The sequence below is a fragment of the Streptomyces sp. 1331.2 genome (genome assembly GCF_900199205.1).
GTDB lineage: Bacteria > Actinomycetota > Actinomycetes > Streptomycetales > Streptomycetaceae > Kitasatospora.
Genome location: NZ_OBMJ01000001.1, coordinates 6,068,903 through 6,085,282, shown reverse-complemented (window position 1 = coordinate 6,085,282; position 16,380 = coordinate 6,068,903). Strand labels below are relative to the sequence as shown.

Here is a 16,380-nt window from a genome sequence, read left to right as displayed (position 1 = left end):
AGGTCACAGCTGCTTGCCGTAGACGCGCTCGGTGACCCGGTAGCCGAGCGAGGTGTAGAGCCGGATGGCGTTCTGATTGCCGGGAAAGACGTTGAGGCCGACGTTGCGCACGCCGACGGCCAGGCACTCGCGTTCGGCGAGCAGCATCAGGGTGCGTCCGTGCCCCTGGCCCCGGCGGGCCGGGGGCACCTCGACCATCATCACCCAGGCGAGCGGTTCACCGTTCGGCAGGTCGCGCACGCGCAGCTGCACCCAGAGCGAACCGTACGACCCCTCGGCCGCATCGGCGCCGAAAAGGTGGCCGAGGACCACGCCGGGGGTGTCCGCGCCCAGCGGCAGGAGGTTCTCCGGTCCGCCGGCCGCGCGGGCGCGGGCCTGCTCCTCGGTGAGGCCGGAGTTCACCAGCCAGCGGACGTACCGCTCGGTGGAGCGGTGGAGCCAGGCCTGGAGCTCGGCCGGCCGGTCGAAGGGGCGCACGCCCACCCCGGCGGGGAGGCCGGGGGCGGCGACCAGCTGCTTGGACATGATCAGGGCCCGCTCGACGTAGCCGAGGGTCACGGCGAGTGCGCGGGCCGTCGGTGCCGACTCGGGGATGTTGACGTCGACCCGGGTGCAGCCCCAGGTGCGCAGCACCTCCTCGGCGGCCAGCCCGCCGAAGGTGCCGCGCCCCCGACCGCGCCCCTCGGTGACCTCCAACTCGGATATTTTTCCCCCGAGTTGACTACCCAACGGATCGGCGGTGGTGCGCAGCGCACCGACCGGGTGGCCGTTGGACAGGATCCGCCAGCGTCTGGTGCGGCCGCCGGCCGCGGTGGGTGTCTCCGGGCCCTCGGGGCGCAGCGTGGTGGTCATGCGGTGGTCCTTTCCCCCTGCCGGGGAGGTTATCCACGGGCATGCCCACGCGGCCGGTCCGGCCTCCCGGGGCGTGCGGATCAGGGGTCGAGGTCGTCGCCGCTGCGCTCGGTGAAGACGGCCATGGCCTTGGCGGTGACGGGGCCGATGCCGGGCAGTTCGCGGTCGTCGACGCGGGTGACGGCCTGGACGTCGCGGGTGGTGGAGGTCAGGAAGATCTCCTCGGCGTCCTGGAGGACGTCGAGCGGGAGGTCGGCCTCCTCGGCGTCGCACCAGTCGATGACGAGCTGCCGGGTGATGCCGGCCAGGCAGCCGGAGCCGAGGGTGGGGGTGAGCAGACGGCCGTCGATGACCACGAAGACGTTGGAGCCGGTGCCCTCGCAGAGCCGGCCGGCGGTGTTGGCGAACAGGGCCTCGGAGGCGCCGACGCGGTGGGCAGCGGCCAGGGCGACGACGTTCTCGGCGTACGAGGTGGTCTTGAGGCCGGCGACGGCGCTGTGCTCGTTGCGGCGCCAGGGGACGACGGCGGCGGCGGTCTCGTCCGGTCGGCGATTGAGGGCGCCGAGGGCGACGACCAGGGTGGGGCCGTCGGTGCCGCGCTCGGAGCCGAGCGGGGCGTTGCCGCCGGTGTAGGTGACCCGCAGGCGCCCGAGCGGCTCGGGGTTGGCGGCGAGGACCTGGGCGCAGGCCTCGCGGACCAGGTCGTGGTCGGGGTCGGGCAGGCCGAGGCCGCGGGCGGAGCGGGTGAGCCGGTCGAGGTGGCGGGTGACCGCGAAGGCCTCGCCGTCGACGGCCTTCATGGTCTCGAAGACGCCGTCGCCGGTGGTGAGGCCGTGGTCGAGGACCGAGACGGCGGCGTCGGCGGAGTCGACGAGAGTGCCGTTGACCCAGCTCGTGGTGCGCTTGTGCATCGGGGGCTGCTCCTCAGCGGTGGGGCTCACGACCCGGTCGGGTCGGGTTCGCTGCCCGACGCTATCGCGACCAGGCGGGCGGCCTTCAGTTCGGTTTCCGCCCACTCGCGTTCGGGGTCGGAGCCCCAGGTGATGCCGGCGCCGGTCCCGAAGCGCAGGACGGGCGCACCGGGGTCCGTCCGGTCGAGCCAGAAGGTGCGGATGCCGACGGCGAGTTCGGCCTCGCCGCGGTCGGCGTCGACCCAGCCGACGGCGCCGCAGTAGGGGCCGCGCGGGGCGGTCTCCAGGGCCTCGATGATCCGCAGGGCGCTGGACTTGGGGGCGCCGGTGACGGAGCCGGGCGGGAAGGTGGCGGCGAGGAGTTCGGGCCAGCCGGCGTCCTCGCGCAGGGTGCCCTCGACGGTGGAGACCAGGTGGACCAGGCCGGGGTGCTTCTCGACGGCGCAGAGGTCGGGGACGGTGACGCTGCCGGTCTCGCAGACCCGGCCGAGGTCGTTGCGGACGAGGTCCACGATCATCACGTTCTCGGCGTGGTCCTTGTCGAGGAGGTCGTGCTCGGTGCGGCCGGTGCCCTTGATCGGTCCGGAGGAGACGGTGCGGCCGGTGCGGCGCAGGTAGAGCTCGGGTGAGGCGGTGGCGATCTCGACGCCGTGGGCGGGCAGGCGGATGGTGCCGGCGTACGGGGCGGGATTGCCGTGGGCGAGGAGGCCGGTGAGGGCGTCGATGTCGCTCAGGGCCGGGTCGGGCAGCGGCGCGGACAGGACGCGGCAGAGGTTGGCCTGGTAGACCTCACCGGTGGCTATGTACTCGCGGATGCGGCGCACGCCCGCGGTGTAGGCGGTGCGGTCCATGGAGCTGTGCCAGCTGCCGGCGTCCGGGCCGCGCCAGCCGGCGCCGGAGGGCGGGGCGGGGGCGGGGCGGACCTCGTCGAAGCGGGCGCAGGTCAGTCGGCCCTCGAAGTCGTAGGCGACGGCCCAGTGGCCGGAGGAGTCGAGGGCGGCCGGGTCCGAGGTGACGTCGCGCAGTCCGGTGGCCAGGCGGCCGCCGAAACGGGCGAGCGGGGTTCTGGGGTCGGGGTGGCCGGACACGGTTCTCCTGCGCGGTGGTGCTGGGCGGCGGTGCCTGAAGTGTAGGTCGGGGGCGCGGACCCGGCTCGGGCGCCGCCTCGCGCGCCGACTCGCGCGACCGGGTGCGGGCGCGGGGCGTGAGCAGTTCCGGACGTCGCCCGGGTGTGCGCCGGGGGGCCTGCGGATGATCGTCCGGGAGCGCCGCAGGTGGCAGCCGGTGACCGCCCGGGAGGGCTGACGGAACGGCACGCGACGGGCACCCCCTCGGCACGCTGCGGGAACGGATTTTTAGCTGGCCCGGGAATCCGCTAGAGTTCAACACGTCGCCAGGGAGCGCAGCCGGGAAAAACGGCGAAGACCCCGGGAGACAGGCGGACGTGGCTCAGTTGGTAGAGCATCACCTTGCCAAGGTGAGGGTCGCGAGTTCGAATCTCGTCGTCCGCTCGATGGAGAACAGTGTAAGATCGTTCTTCATGTGTTGCCTGGTGGAGTGGCCGAGAGGCGAGGCAACGGCCTGCAAAGCCGTGTACACGGGTTCAAATCCCGTCTCCACCTCCAAGAGGCTCACCCGGTTCGTCCGGGAGACCTCCCCGCGCGATTAGCTCAGCGGGAGAGCACTACCTTGACACGGTAGGGGTCACTGGTTCAATCCCAGTATCGCGCACAGTAACGGGCCCTTCGAGGCCTGCTGCAAGACTGCCTCACCAGGCGCGATTAGCTCAGCGGGAGAGCACTACCTTGACACGGTAGGGGTCACTGGTTCAATCCCAGTATCGCGCACGTCGGATCCTCCGGGATCTGCTGCAGGACCGCCTCACCAGGCGCGATTAGCTCAGCGGGAGAGCACTACCTTGACACGGTAGGGGTCACTGGTTCAATCCCAGTATCGCGCACGTCGGGCCCTCCGGGGCCTGCTGCAGGACCGCCTCACCAGGCGCGATTAGCTCAGCGGGAGAGCACTACCTTGACACGGTAGGGGTCACTGGTTCAATCCCAGTATCGCGCACAGTAACGGCCGGGGCCGTGATCCGTCGGGATCACGGCCCCGGCCCTTTTGCGTCGGCTTCTCGTACAGGTGCCGGACGTACGGACGTAGACGTGGAAGAGCCGCGTACGGACGCCCTCACCGACGTCCGTACGCGGCATCTCCGCCTGCCGGGGCGCTCTGCGTACCGCTCTCGCCCGTCCGCGTGTCATCGCGGCCGCGGCCTCCCCGGCGGCACCGCTCCCCGTCCCCAGGGGACCGGTGCCCGTTCTGTGGCCGCCCCGGAGGGACGGCGTCCTTCTGCAGCTCCTCGTCAGCGGCTGATCATGTCCGCGACGGCCTGGGCCTGGTTCGCCATCTGCTCCCATCCTCCGAAGAGGAGCACCAGGAGCACCGCGCACGGCAGGGCCATGGCCAGCGCCACCGCGGGGTGCCGGGTGGGCTGCTCGGTGGTGGACCGGGACTGGAGGGAGGACGGCCGACGGCGGGACGTTCCCGTGATCTGCGGTGCCATGCCCTTACTCCTGATCCGGTCGAGTCTGGCGCGGTGGACGGCTTACCTCGGGGGACGAGCTCCCCGTCCACCGCTGGACACAACGCTATTGGCCAGGGGGTCCTCCGGACGTCATGCCGTCGTACTGTTCCTCGGACGTCCCGGAGGATGACGCCCGGACGCGGGGACTACTACCGCAGGGGGAGGGAGGGTTGACCCGACCCCCGGGGGAACCCTGAGGGGTAACCCCGAGAGGCGATCCGACACCCCTCTGACCTGCGGGTCAACGCAAGATCAGACAATCCCACGGCGGCTTGAGGTGTTGCGTATCAGCACACCGCAGCGGGCAGTCCGTAAGCTGTGCCAGACAGGAACTGACGACGGCCCAACCGACGGGGCCTCACCCACAGGCTGACGGGGACGGAACATGGCGATGATGCGGCTGAGGCGTGAGGACCCCCGCATCGTCGGGCCGTACCGCCTGCACCGGAGACTGGGCGCCGGCGGCATGGGCGTGGTGTACCTCGGCTCCGACCGCCGCGGGCAGCGCGTCGCCCTCAAGCTGATCCGCGCCGAACTCGCCGAGGACCTGGAGTTCCGCACCCGCTTCGCCCGCGAGATCGCCGCCGCCTCCCGGATCCGGGGCGGCTGCACCGCCCGCGTCGTCGGCTCGGACATCGAGGCCGACCGGCCCTGGCTGGCCACCGCCTACGTGCCCGGGCCCTCGCTCTACAAGCAGGTCGGCGACGAAGGGCCGCTGAGCTGGCCCGAGGCCGCCCGGATCGGGGCCGCTCTCGCCGACGGGCTGGTCAAGGTGCACGAGGCGGGCGTCGTCCACCGGGACCTCAAGCCGTCCAACATCCTGCTCTCCCCCCGCGGCCCGCGGATCATCGACTTCGGCATCGCGTGGTCGCGCGGCGCCAGCACCCTCACCCACGTCGGAACGGCCGTCGGCTCCCCCGGCTTCCTCGCACCCGAGCAGGTGCGCGGGGCCGCCGTCACGCCCGCCACCGACGTCTTCGCCTTCGGCGCCACGCTCGCGTACGCCCTCACCGGGGACACCCCGTTCGGATCCGGGGCCTCCTCCGAGGTGATGCTGTACCGGGTCGTCCACGAGGAGCCCGACCTGTCGGCAGTACCGCCGCAGCTGGCGCCGCTGATCCGGGCCTGCCTGGCCAAGGAGCCCGCCGAACGGCCCGGGGCAGCAGCCCTGCACGAGCGGCTCAGCGAGCTGGCGGCGCGCGGGGCGGCGGCGGGGGCTGTCGGCGGCGCGACGCGAACGGCGCGTCCGGGCCGCGGGGCGGTCGCGCCCGCCCCCCAGGACGGTGCCCGCCAGAACGTTCCGGCGCCCGGACGCTCGCCCGAGCCGCCCGCCTCGGCGCGAGCCCGGGCGGCGGCCGGTCGACCGGGGGCGCAGGCGTCCGGCGGCGCGGGACGGCGTCCCCAGGGAATGGGCGCACCGCTCCCCCGGCCCGAGCCGACGCCGGTGACCCGTCCGCTGCGGACGGACCGTCCGGACCGACCGCAGACGCCGCCCTCCGCGCGCCCCGGCACCCGCGACCGGGCCCGGCCCCGGGAGCGCCAGCACACCCCCGCCCCCGGCGGGCGGCCCGGCAGCGCGCGGCAGCGGCTGCTGCGCCAGCGGCTGGTGGTCTTCGTCACGGTGACGATCGGGGTGGCGCTGGCCATCGCGGCGGCGCAGGGGTGCGAGAACCGGAGCGACCAGGGGCTGCGGCCGCCGGCCGGGACGGTCGCGAGCGCGAAGGCCGGGACGGGCGGTGGCGGCGAGCAGGCGGTGCCGGGGACCTCGGTGGACGTCGCCCCGCCGCCCTCGGTCCCTCAGCCCCCGGTCCCTCAGCCCTCGGCCACGCCGCTCCCCGTTGCGGCGCGCAGCGGCGCGGCTGCGGACGGCGCGTTGACGCCACCGCAGGGTCCGGTGCCGGCGGTCGACTGGCCGAACCGCAGCTACCCCGACGGGGCGGGCGGGCCCGCCATCGCGCTGAAGGACGGACACTCCGTCGGAGCCGGGCCCCAGGTCGCGCTCAGCGCGGTGCTGCCGGCCCGGTACAAGAGCCTGCCGGCCGCAGTCGTCGTCCTGCGGCGAGCAGAGGGGTCGGCGCCGGTCGACCTCGTCCAGCTCTACACCTTCGCCGGGGACACCCCGGTCGCCACCACCTCCCGCACCTCGGCGGCCGACCCGCAGGCGACGGCCGCCTGGCGGCTCGACGGCAGCACGGTCGTCCGTGAGGAGCGCGTGGCCGCCACCGGCGCGGTCACCTCCACCCGCTACACCGTCCGCGCCGACGGCACCCTCGACGAGTCCTGGCCCGGCGCAGGCGCAGGAGCCTCCGGCGGCCTCACCCCGCCGCCCGCCGCCGCCCCGGCCCCGCCCACGGCAGCCGCGGGCTGAGCTGCGGAGCAGGAGGTCGGATCGGCCGACTTCTGGTGGTGCCCGGACTCCCTGGGGGGAGCCGAAGACAGCAGCATGGCGACCCGGAGCGGGCTGGGCCTGCACCAGAAGTCGGGGTGGGCGGCTTCTGCGGACGTGATGGCGGCGGGCGGGGCCGGTGGCCGGGAGACGTCGGCAGGCCCTGGCTGCGTAGGAGGTCGGATCGGCCGACTTCTGGTGGTGCTCAGGTACCCGGAGCGGCTGAAGGCAGCAGCATGGCGGTCCGGAGCGGGCGAAGCCTGCGCCGGAAGTCGGGGTGCGCGGGTTGGGGGGTCAGGGGGTGGTGACGGCGTAGAAGGCTACGGCGGCGGCGGCGCCTACGTTGAGGGAGTCGATGCCATGGGCCATGGGGATGCGGACGGGGTGGTGGGCGGCGGAGATGGCCTGGGGGGTGAGGCCGTCGCCCTCCGCGCCGAGCATCAGGGCGGCCTTGGGGAGGCGGTGCGGGGTGAGGATGGCGAGGTCGACGGCGTTGTCGGCGGGGGTGAGGGCGAGCAGCGTGAAGCCGGCGGCGCGGACCGTGTCGAGGGCGGCGGGCCAGGGGTCGAGGCGGGCGTACGGGACCGCGAAGACGGCGCCCATGGAGACCTTGACGGCGCGCCGGTAGAGCGGGTCGGCGCAGTCGGGTGAGAGCAGGACGGCGTCCATGCCGAGGGCGGCGGCGCTGCGGAAGATCGCGCCGAGGTTGGTGTGGTCGACCAAGCCCTCCAGGACGGCGACCCGCCGGGCCCCGGTGAGGAGGTCGGCGGCCTCGGGGAGGGGCTTGCGTTCCATCGAGGCGAGGGCGCCGCGGTGGACGTGGTAGCCGGTGACGGCTTCGGCGAGCCCGGGTTCGACCACGTGGACCGGTGCGTCGGCCTCGGCGATGACATCGGCCATCACGTCGAGCCACTTGGCGGTGAGCAGCATCGACCGCATCCGGTAGCCGGCGGCGAGGGCGCGGCGGATGACCTTCTCCCCTTCGGCGATGAACAGGCCCTCGGCGGGTTCGCGGCGGCGGCGCAGTTCGACGTCGGTGAGGCCGGTGTAGTCGGCGAGGCGGGGGTCGGCCGGGTCGGTGATGGTGCTGGGTTCGGACATCCTGCGATCTTGCCAAGCCGGGGTGGTGATGGCCAAACGGCCGATGGGACGGGGTGGTCCCGGGCTGGCGGGAGTGCAAATATGACCGTATGGCCCGTTATCCGGGCCGATCCTGGGTTCCGTCGGCCTCTGGCGCCACTGGCTCCACCGGCTCCACCGGTGGGCGCCCACACGGTCGGCCACAGCTGCCGCGCGCTAGGCGACGGTGGCCGGTGTGGCACCGGTCGGTGGCCGGGCAGGTGTTCGCGCTGCAGATCCTGGTTGTGCTGCTGCTGGTCGCGGCGGCCGTGGTGGCGCTGGTGGTGCAGTCGCACCGGGACGCCGACAACGAGGCGCGCAACCGGTCCGTGGCGGTCGCGCAGACCTTCGCCCACTCGCCGGGCATGGTCGAGGCGCTGCGCTCCCCCGACCCGACCGCGATCCTGCAGCCGAAGGCGCAGTCCGCGCGGGTCGCCTCGGGTGTCGACTTCATCGTGGTGCTGAACAACCAGGGGATCCGCTACACCCACCCGAACCCGGCCCGGATCGGCCAGAAGTTCGTCGGCAACTACGAGCCGGCACTGCACGGCCAGGTGGTGACCGAGCACATCAACGGCACGCTCGGGCCGCTGGTGCAGGCGGTGGTGCCGGTGTACGCGCCGGACGGCCAGGTGGTCGGGCTGGTCTCGGCGGGCGTCACGCTGGCGCACGTCAGCACGGCGAGCGAGCGCCAGCTGCCGGTGGTGCTGGGTGCGGCGGCGGGTGCGATCGGGCTGGCCACGCTCGGTTCGGCACTGATCAGCCGTCGGTTGCGGCGGCAGACGCACGGGCTGGGCCCGGTCGAGATGACCCGGATGTACGAGCACCACGCGGCCGTGCTGCACGCGGTGCGCGAGGGCGTGATGATCGTCGGCGGGGACGGGCTGCTGCTGCTCTGCAACGACGAGGCGCGGCGGCTGCTGGACCTGCCGCCGGACGCCGAGGGCCGCCCGGTGACCGAGCTGGGCCTGGAGCCGGCGCCGCTGGAGCTGCTGACCGGCAACCGCCAGGTGACCGACGAGGTGGTGCTGTCCGGGGAGCGGCTGCTGGCGGTGAACGTCCGGCTGACCGACCGGGCGGGCGGACCGCCCGGCTGCGTGGCCACGCTGCGTGACTCCACCGAGCTGCTGGCGCTGGCTGGCCGGGCCGAAGGCGCCCAGCGGCGGCTGCGCCTGCTGTACGACGCCGGGGTGACGGTGGGCAGCACGCTGGACGTGACGCGGACGGCCGAGGAGCTGGCGCAGGTCGCGGTGCCGCGGTTCGCGGACATCGTCACGGTCGACCTCGCGGAGCAGGTCCTGGCGGGTGAGGAGCCTCCGGCGGGCGCGCTGCTGGGGCAGATGCGGCGGGCGGCCTGCGCCGCGGTCCGGGACGACGCGCCGTTCTACCCGGTCGGCACCGTGCTGGAGGTGGTGCCCGAGACCCCGCTGGCCGGGGCCCTGAACAGCGGCGAGCCGGTCCTGGAGCCGCACCTGTCCGAGGCTCAGGAGTGGCGCCAGCAGGATCCCGAGGGGGCGGCTCGGGCGCTGGCGTACGGGGTGCACTCGCTGGTGCGGGTGCCGCTGCGGGCGCGCGGGGTGCTGCTGGGGGTGGCTCGGTTCTGGCGGGCGCAGCGGGCGGAGCCGTTCGAGGCGGACGACCTGGCGCTGGCGGAGGAGCTGGTCGCGCACGCGGCCGTGTGCATCGACAACGCCCGGCGCTACACCCGGGAGCACGCGATGGCGGTGACCCTGCAGCACAGCCTGCTGCCGCGCAGCCTGCCGGTGCAGAACGCGCTGGACGTGGCGCACCGCTACCTGCCGGCCCAGGCCGGGGTGGGCGGGGACTGGTTCGACGTGATCCCGCTGCCGGGCGCGCGGGTGGCGCTGGTGGTCGGGGACGTGGTGGGGCACGGGCTGCACGCGGCGGCAACGATGGGCCGGCTGCGCACGGCGATCCACAACTTCTCGACCCTGGACCTGCCGCCGGACGAGCTGCTGGGGCACCTGGACGAGTTGGTGAACCGGATCGACCAGGACGAGGCGGCGGGCGGGGACAGCGCCGGGCTGACTGGGGCGACCTGCCTGTACGCGATCTACGACCCGGTGTCGCGGCGCTGCACGCTGGCCAGCGCCGGGCACCCGCCGCCGGCCGTGGTGGACCCGCAGGGCCGGGTGGTGTTCCCGGAGCTGCCGACCGGGCCGCCGCTGGGGCTGGCGGTGCTGCCGTTCGAGACCGCGGACCTGGAGCTGGCGGAGGGCAGCCGGCTGGTGCTGTACACGGACGGCCTGGTGGAGGACCGCGAGCGGGACATCGACGAGGGGCTGGACCTGCTGCGCTCGGCGCTGTCCGGGCCGTCGCGCACGCCCGAGCAGACCTGTGCGGACGTGCTCGGGGCGCTGCTGCCGGCGCATCCCCAGGACGACATCGCGCTGCTGGTGGCGCAGACCAGGGTGCTGGCGCCGGACCGGGTGGCGGAATGGGACGTGCCGTCGGACCCGGCGGCGGTGGGGGCCGTCCGGGCGGAGGTGGCGCGGCAGCTGGAGGGCTGGGGACTGGACGAGGCCGCGTTCGTCACCGAGCTGATCCTGAGCGAACTGGTGACCAACGCGATCCGGTACGGCTCCGGGCCGATCCGGGTGCGGCTGCTGCGGGACCGTGCGCTGATCTGCGAGGTGTCGGACGGCAGCAGCACCTCGCCGCACCTGCGGTACGCGGCGACCGAGGACGAGGGCGGGCGCGGGCTGTTCCTGGTCGCGCAGTTCGCGGACCGCTGGGGGACGCGGTACACGGCGACGGGGAAGGTCATCTGGACGGAGCAGCCGCTGGAGTAGGAAGTCGGACGGGCCGACTTCCCACTCCGAAGACTCCCGCTACTGCTGGAAGGCGGCGGCCAGGACGTTGACCACGTCGCCGATGACGATGACCGCCGGGGGCTTGACGCCCTCGGCCTCGACCACGGCGGCGACGGTGCCCAGGGTGGCGTCCACCCGGCGCTGGGCGGCGGTGGTGCCCTCCTGGACGATCGCGACCGGGGTGTCCGCCGAGCGGCCGTACTCGACCAGCCGGGCGGCTATCGCGCCGATCTTGTCCACGGCCATCAGCAGCACCAGGGTGCCGCTCATCTTCGCCGCGGCCTCCCAGTTGGTCAGCGAACGCTCGTCGTCCGGGCCGACGTGGCCGGAGATCACGGTGAACTCGTGCGTCATCCCGCGGTGGGTGACCGGGACGCCGGCCGAGGCGGGGACGCTGATCGAGCTGGAGATCCCGGGCACCACGGTGACCGGGAGGCCGGCCTCGGCGCAGGCCAGCAGTTCCTCGCCGCCGCGCCCGAAGACGTACGGGTCGCCGCCCTTGAGCCGGACCACGAACTTGCCGGCCTTGGCGTGCTCGATCAGCGTGCGGTTGATCGCCTCCTGGGCCATGAACCGGCCGTACGGGATCTTCGAGGCGTCGATCACCTCGACGTGCTCGGGCAGTTCGGCGAGCAGCTCGCGCGGGGCGAGGCGGTCGGCGACCACCACGTCGGCGTCGGCGAGCAGGCGGCGGCCGCGCACCGTGATCAGGTCAGGGTCACCGGGGCCGCCGCCGACCAGGGCGACGCCGGCGCCGTGCGAGCGGTACTGGCGGGCGGCCAGCGAGCCGTCCCGCAGGCCGTCCACGATGGCGTCGCGCAGGGCGGCGGAGTGGCGCGGGTCGCCGGTGAGGACGGCCACGGTGGCGCCGGCGTCGCGGCCGCTGGCCGGGGTCCAGGCGGTGGCGGCGGAAGCGTCGTCGCTGCGGGAGCAGAACACCCGCTCGCGCTCGGCCTCCGCGCTGACGGCCGTGTTGACCGTCGGGTCGTCGGTGGCGACCAGGGCGTACCAGGCACCGGTCAGGTCGCCGTCCCGGTACGGGCGGGCGTGCCAGGTGAGCTCGCCCGCGTCGGCCATGGCCTGGACGGCCGGGGTGGTCGACGGGGAGATCAGGTGGAGGTCGGCCCCGGTGGCGATCAGGGCGGGCAGCCGCCGCTGCGCGACCTGACCGCCACCGACCACGATGACGCGGCGGCCGGCCAGCAGCAGTCCGACCGGGTAAGGGGTACGGCCCTCGGTGCTCGGGTGCGGGTTGGGCGCGGTCATCGGCGGTGCTCCTGATCGGGGGTGCGGGTGTGGGGGGAGGGGACGGCGAGACGCCGCTCCGCGGGCCGGCGCGCCCTCGGGCCGGTCCGCGGAGCGGTGTCGGAGTGCGTCAGGCCTTCTCGGTGACCCCGGCGGAGTCGAAGGTGGCTACATCGTGCATCGCCCGGGCCGCGCTCTGCACCAGCGGCAGGGCCAGCAGGGCGCCGGTGCCCTCGCCGAGGCGCAGGTCCAGGTCGATCAGCGGACGCAGGCCGAGCTTCGCCAGCGCGGCCTGGTGACCGGGCTCGGCGGAGCGGTGGCCGGCGATGCAGGCGGCCAGGACCTCGGGGGCGATCGCCTTGGCGACCAGTGCGGCCGAACCGGCGATGACGCCGTCCAGGATCACCGGGGTGCGCAGCGAGGCGGCGCCCAGCAGGAAGCCCGCGATGGCCGCGTGCTCCAGGCCGCCGATGGCGGCGAGGACGCCGATCGGGTCGGCCGGGTCGGGCCGGTGCAGGGCCAGCGCGGCGCGGATGACCTCGATCTTGTGGGCGTGGGTCTCGTCGTCGATGCCGGTGCCGCGGCCGGTGACCTCGGCCGGGTCGAGGCCGGTGAACACCGAGATCAGGGCGGCCGAGGCGGTGGTGTTGGCGATGCCCATGTCGCCGGTGACCAGCGCCTTGTTGCCCGCCGCGACCAGGTCGCGGGCGGTCTCGATGCCGACCTCGATGGCCTGCAGGGCCTCCTCGCGGGTCATCGCCGGGCCCTGGGTCATGTCCCCCGTGCCGGGGCGGACCTTGCGCGGCAGCAGACCGGTGGCACGGCCCTGCTGGACGGCGTCCGGCAGCTCGGCGGCCACGCCGACGTCGACCACGCAGACCTCGGTGCCGATCTGCTTGGCGAAGGAGTTGATCACCGCTCCCCCGGCCAGGAAGTTGCCGACCATCTGGGCGGTCACCTCCTGCGGCCACGGGCTGACGCCCTGGGCGTGCACGCCGTGGTCACCGGCGAAGATCGCCACGCAGGCGGGCTCCGGGATCGGCGGCGGGCACTTGCGGGACAGGCCGCTCAGCTGGGCGGAGATGATCTCCAGCATGCCGAGCGAGCCGGCCGGCTTGGTCATCCGCTTCTGCCGGTCCCAGGCCTCGCCGAGCGCCTTGGCGTCCAGCGGGCGGATGCCGCGCAGGGTGTCGGCGAGCAGGCTCTGCGGCTCCTCGCCGGGCAGCGCGCGGTTGCCGTACTGCTCCTCGTGGACGACCCAGGACAGCGGGCGCTTCTTCGCCCAGCCCTGCTGCTCCAGCTCCGGCTCGCCCGGGAAGGAGTCGACGAAGCCGACGCACAGGTAGGCGACGACCTCCAGGTGCTCGGGCAGGCCGAGCTCGCGGACCAGCTCCTCGTCGTCGAAGAAGCTCACCCAGCCGACGCCCAGGCCCTCGGCGCGGGCCGCCAGCCAGAGGTTCTCGACGGCCAGGGCGGCCGAGTACGGGGCCATCTGCGGCTGGGTGTGCCGGCCCAGGGTGTGCCGGCCGCCGCGGGTGCGGTCGGCCGTCACCACGATGTTGACCGGGGTTTCGAGGATCGCCTCGATCTTGATTTCCTTGAACTGCTTCGCCCGACCCTTGGGCAGCGAGTCCGCGTACGCCTCGCGCTGGCGCTCGGCCAGGGCGTGCATGCGCTTGCGGGTCTTGCGCGAGCGGATCACCACGAAGTCCCAGGGCTGCGAGTAGCCGACGCTGGGCGCGGTGTGGGCGGCCTCCAGGACCCGGATCAGCACCTCGTGCGGGATCGGGTCCGGGCGGAAGCCGTTGCGGATGTCGCGGCGCTCGCGGATCACCTGGTGGACGGCCTCGCGGCCGGCCTCGTCGTAACCGGGGGCGGCCGGGCCGCGGGGCTCGGCGGGCTCCTCGGGGTGCGGCTGGTCCTGCGAGACCTGCTGGTCCTGCGGCTCCGGCTGCTGCGGCTGCTGCGGTTCCTCGGGCGAGGGCTGCTCGGCGGCGGGCTGCTCGGCCTGCTGGTCGGCGGACTGCTCGGCCTGCGGCTCCTCGGCGGCGGAGGCCCCGGGGGCCTGCTCCTGGCCGGGCTCGGCGGGCTCGGCGGGCTCGGCGTTGTCGGCTGCCGCGATCGGCTCGGCCGCGGCTTCGACGGGGGCCTCGGTCGGCGCCTCGGCGGCGGGCTGGACCTGCTCGGCGACGGCCTCGGCCGGGGCCTGCTCGGCAACGGCCGCGGCGACGACCTCCGTGACGGCCTCGACGGGAGTCTCGGCAGCCGACTCGGCCGCAGCCTGCTCGGCCGCGGTCTCGGCCGACTCGGTGACGGCCTCCGGCGCGGTGTCGGCGACGGGCTGCTGCTCGGGCTCCTGTGCGACGGTCTCGGCAGCAGCCTCGGCAGCCGGCTCGGCCGCAGCATCGGCGGGAGCCTGCTCCGCCTGAACCGTGTGCTCGGTCTGTACGGCCTGCTCGATGACCGGCTCGACGGCGGTCTCCGCCGGGACGGCCTCCTGCTGCTGCGGCTGCTCGGCCTCCGTGCCGGACTCGCCGACGACCTGGCCGGACGGCATCTCGCCGGTGCCGGCGGCAGTCTCGGCCACCGGCGCGACGACGGCCTCGGACACGGCCTGGACGGCCTCGGCACCGGGAGCGGCCTGGGCCTCCTGGACCGCCTCGCCGCCCTCGGCGGCCTGCGGCGCGTCGGCGGCCGCTATGGGCGCGGGCTGCTGCGGCGCCGTCTCCTCGGCCGCCGGAGCCTGCCCGGTCGCCTCGACCTGGGGCAGGCCGTGCGGGGTGGGTGCGGCCAGGAAGGCGGAGATCCTGCGCGGCTGACCGGCCTGGGCGCCGGCCTCGGGCTGAGCGGCATCCTCGACGGCAGCACCCTCGGCGACAGCGCCCTCAGCAGCGCCACCCTCGACGGCGACCGGCTCGACGGCGACGGGCGCGGCCTGGGCGGCCTCCGCCACGGCCGGCTCGGCCACGGCGTCCTGCGGCGCGACAGCGATGGTGACGGCCTCCGCGACGGCCTCGACCACGGCCTCGGGCACCGTCGGGGCCGGGGCGGCGTGCGCGCCCTGGACGGCCTGGGCCGCGTCCGGCAGCTCCACGACCTCGACCACCTCGATCGCCCCGATCGTCTCGACGGCCATCACGGCCTCGACCGGCTGCGAGGCGAGCGGCACCTGCACCGCCTGCTGGGCGTCCTGCGGGTGCGGCAGCTGCTGCCCCTCCGTGACCGGAACGACCGACGGCACCGGGGCCGTCGGGGCCATCGGGGCCGCCGGAGCGGCCTGCGGCACGGCGGCCGGCGCCGGGGCGGCGGCCTCGGGCACCGGCGGCCGGCCGACGACGGGGATGCCGTGCGCGGGCGTGCCGCCCTGCGACGGGCCGCGGTCGGCCAGCGAGCGGACCGGGACCTGGCCGGTCATCAGCGACGGGTCCGGGATCGGCGGGCCGGCGTGCAGCGGGCGACGCGGCTGCTGAGCCTGCGTCATCGGCTGCTGCCCCGACGGCTGTACCTGGACGGGCTGCTGCAGGACGTGCTCGGCGCCGAGCACCGGCGGGTCCACCGGCGGCCAGGACGGCTCGACCGGCACGCCGTCCTGCTGCGGCGCGAGCGGCAGCTGGTCGGCCGGGACGGTCGCCACCGGCTCGCCCCAGGACCCCTGCGGGCCGGGCATCAGCAGCACGTCGTCCTCGTCGTCCAGGCCGTCCGGCTGGTCGAGGAAGTGGAAGGCCGGGCGCGGGGCCCCCTGGTCGAGGGCCCAGCCGTCGCCGGGGACACCGGGAGAAGGCACGCCGGAGACACCGGGGACGGTGAAGCCGGGCTGGCCCTGCGGCGGGATGACGCCCGCGCCCTGGGGCACCGCGCCGGGCATGCCGCCGACCGGGACCGCCTGGCTCGGGATCGCACCGCCGTCGGTCGCGAGGCCCTGCAGGGGGGCAACGCCCGCGACGCCCTCCGGTCCGCCGAGCGGGGCGGGCCCGGTGTGCGAGTGCTCCGGCAGTCCCTCGCCCGGGACGTGGCCGCCATCGGTCATTGTCAAAGCTCCTTCCAGGCCGCTGCCGCGCCCTTGGCGACACGATCACCGACCGCAGCGCCCATCCGCACGGGCCGGGCCTGGCCGACCCGCCCCTCAACCACACGCGGCCGCCGCGCCGTGGCGCTGCGGCCCAAGTCCTTCGGGCGCGCTGCGGCACCCGGCCGGGCGCACCACCCCCAAGGGGCGGCACATCGTCTGAAACAACGACAACCCGGAGCAACCGGCACGACCGCACCGGACCCTACGGCATTCTCCAGGTCCGGCACGAGGCCCGTCGAATTGCCCACACTCCGAGCGGAATCGGGTTGCACCCCGTCAATAAGGTGACAAACCGACCGAATCGGGTGGGTCGCCGACCGCTGCAGCCGCCCAGGACGTCACACTACCGGCCCGGCGCTGTCACCTCTCGAATCGGT

8 protein-coding genes, 6 tRNA genes and 1 pseudogene are annotated in these 16,380 nt (G+C 74.6%); 8 read left to right on the top strand and 7 right to left on the bottom strand.

What is annotated here, in order from left to right:
• Positions 1-3: 3 nt before the first annotated feature.
• From CRP52_RS26425 to CRP52_RS26415, 3 genes are all read right to left on the bottom strand, one after another.
• On the bottom strand, positions 4-852 hold the full coding sequence (locus CRP52_RS26425; protein ID WP_097238670.1) for a GNAT family N-acetyltransferase: 849 nt from the start codon (positions 850-852) through the stop codon (positions 4-6).
• A gap of 80 nt (positions 853-932) precedes the next feature.
• Positions 933-1,763 carry an aminotransferase class IV gene (locus tag CRP52_RS26420; protein WP_097238669.1) on the bottom strand — a complete coding sequence of 277 codons (831 nt, stop codon included), beginning with the start codon at positions 1,761-1,763 and terminating at the stop codon, positions 933-935.
• Positions 1,764-1,789: 26 nt separating this feature from the next.
• Entirely contained in the window at positions 1,790-2,851 is a 1,062-nt protein-coding gene (locus CRP52_RS26415) for a chorismate-binding protein (protein WP_097238668.1), read from the bottom strand.
• Between the two features lie 350 nt (positions 2,852-3,201).
• Here CRP52_RS26415 and CRP52_RS26410 point away from each other — a divergent pair.
• The 6 genes from CRP52_RS26410 to CRP52_RS26385 all read left to right on the top strand — a co-directional run bounded on the left by CRP52_RS26410 (position 3,202) and on the right by CRP52_RS26385 (position 3,836).
• A tRNA-Gly gene (locus CRP52_RS26410) sits at positions 3,202-3,274 on the top strand.
• A 40-nt stretch (positions 3,275-3,314) separates the two neighbouring features.
• Positions 3,315-3,388, top strand: a tRNA-Cys gene (locus CRP52_RS26405).
• Positions 3,389-3,422: 34 nt separating this feature from the next.
• Positions 3,423-3,494 (top strand) — tRNA-Val (locus tag CRP52_RS26400).
• Between the two features lie 44 nt (positions 3,495-3,538).
• Positions 3,539-3,610: transfer RNA gene (locus CRP52_RS26395), tRNA-Val, on the top strand.
• Positions 3,611-3,651: 41 nt separating this feature from the next.
• A tRNA-Val gene (locus CRP52_RS26390) sits at positions 3,652-3,723 on the top strand.
• Positions 3,724-3,764: 41 nt separating this feature from the next.
• Positions 3,765-3,836 (top strand) — tRNA-Val (locus CRP52_RS26385).
• Between the two features lie 292 nt (positions 3,837-4,128).
• Here the strand turns inward: CRP52_RS26385 and CRP52_RS26380 are convergent.
• Positions 4,129-4,329 (bottom strand): hypothetical protein, encoded by a 201-nt coding sequence (locus CRP52_RS26380; RefSeq protein WP_097238667.1) that lies wholly within the window; start codon positions 4,327-4,329, stop codon positions 4,129-4,131.
• A 406-nt stretch (positions 4,330-4,735) separates the two neighbouring features.
• On the opposite strand from CRP52_RS26380, the pseudogene CRP52_RS26375 reads away from it, so the two are divergent.
• Positions 4,736-6,019 (top strand): annotated as a pseudogene (locus CRP52_RS26375) (protein kinase domain-containing protein); the annotation flags it as partial.
• 1,011 nt (positions 6,020-7,030) lie between these two features.
• Here CRP52_RS26375 and CRP52_RS26370 read toward each other — a convergent pair.
• A complete protein-coding gene (locus CRP52_RS26370; RefSeq protein WP_097238665.1) occupies positions 7,031-7,837 on the bottom strand; it encodes a TrmH family RNA methyltransferase in 807 nt (268 codons plus the stop codon).
• A gap of 89 nt (positions 7,838-7,926) precedes the next feature.
• Here CRP52_RS26370 and CRP52_RS26365 point away from each other — a divergent pair, with 89 nt between their 5' ends.
• A complete protein-coding gene (locus CRP52_RS26365; protein ID WP_097238664.1) occupies positions 7,927-10,668 on the top strand; it encodes a SpoIIE family protein phosphatase in 2,742 nt (913 codons plus the stop codon).
• Between the two features lie 39 nt (positions 10,669-10,707).
• Here the strand turns inward: CRP52_RS26365 and cobA are convergent, their stop codons facing one another.
• The gene (gene cobA, locus CRP52_RS26360; protein WP_097238663.1) at positions 10,708-11,955 is read right to left on the bottom strand and encodes a uroporphyrinogen-III C-methyltransferase; all 1,248 of its coding nucleotides are present in this window, start codon (positions 11,953-11,955) and stop codon (positions 10,708-10,710) included.
• A gap of 109 nt (positions 11,956-12,064) precedes the next feature.
• Entirely contained in the window at positions 12,065-15,961 is a 3,897-nt protein-coding gene (gene cobT, locus CRP52_RS26355) for a nicotinate-nucleotide--dimethylbenzimidazole phosphoribosyltransferase (protein WP_097238662.1), read from the bottom strand.
• Positions 15,962-16,380: the final 419 nt, after the last annotated feature.

Coding starts and splice junctions, on each gene's coding strand:
- CRP52_RS26425 (WP_097238670.1), bottom strand. CDS start 852: ATGACCACCACGCTGCGCCCCGAGGGCCCGGAGACACCCACCGCGGCC.
- CRP52_RS26365 (WP_097238664.1), top strand. CDS start 7,927: ATGGCCCGTTATCCGGGCCGATCCTGGGTTCCGTCGGCCTCTGGCGCC.
- CRP52_RS26420 (WP_097238669.1), bottom strand. CDS start 1,763: ATGCACAAGCGCACCACGAGCTGGGTCAACGGCACTCTCGTCGACTCC.
- cobA (WP_097238663.1), bottom strand. CDS start 11,955: ATGACCGCGCCCAACCCGCACCCGAGCACCGAGGGCCGTACCCCTTAC.
- CRP52_RS26380 (WP_097238667.1), bottom strand. CDS start 4,329: ATGGCACCGCAGATCACGGGAACGTCCCGCCGTCGGCCGTCCTCCCTC.
- CRP52_RS26370 (WP_097238665.1), bottom strand. CDS start 7,837: ATGTCCGAACCCAGCACCATCACCGACCCGGCCGACCCCCGCCTCGCC.
- cobT (WP_097238662.1), bottom strand. CDS start 15,961: ATGACCGATGGCGGCCACGTCCCGGGCGAGGGACTGCCGGAGCACTCG.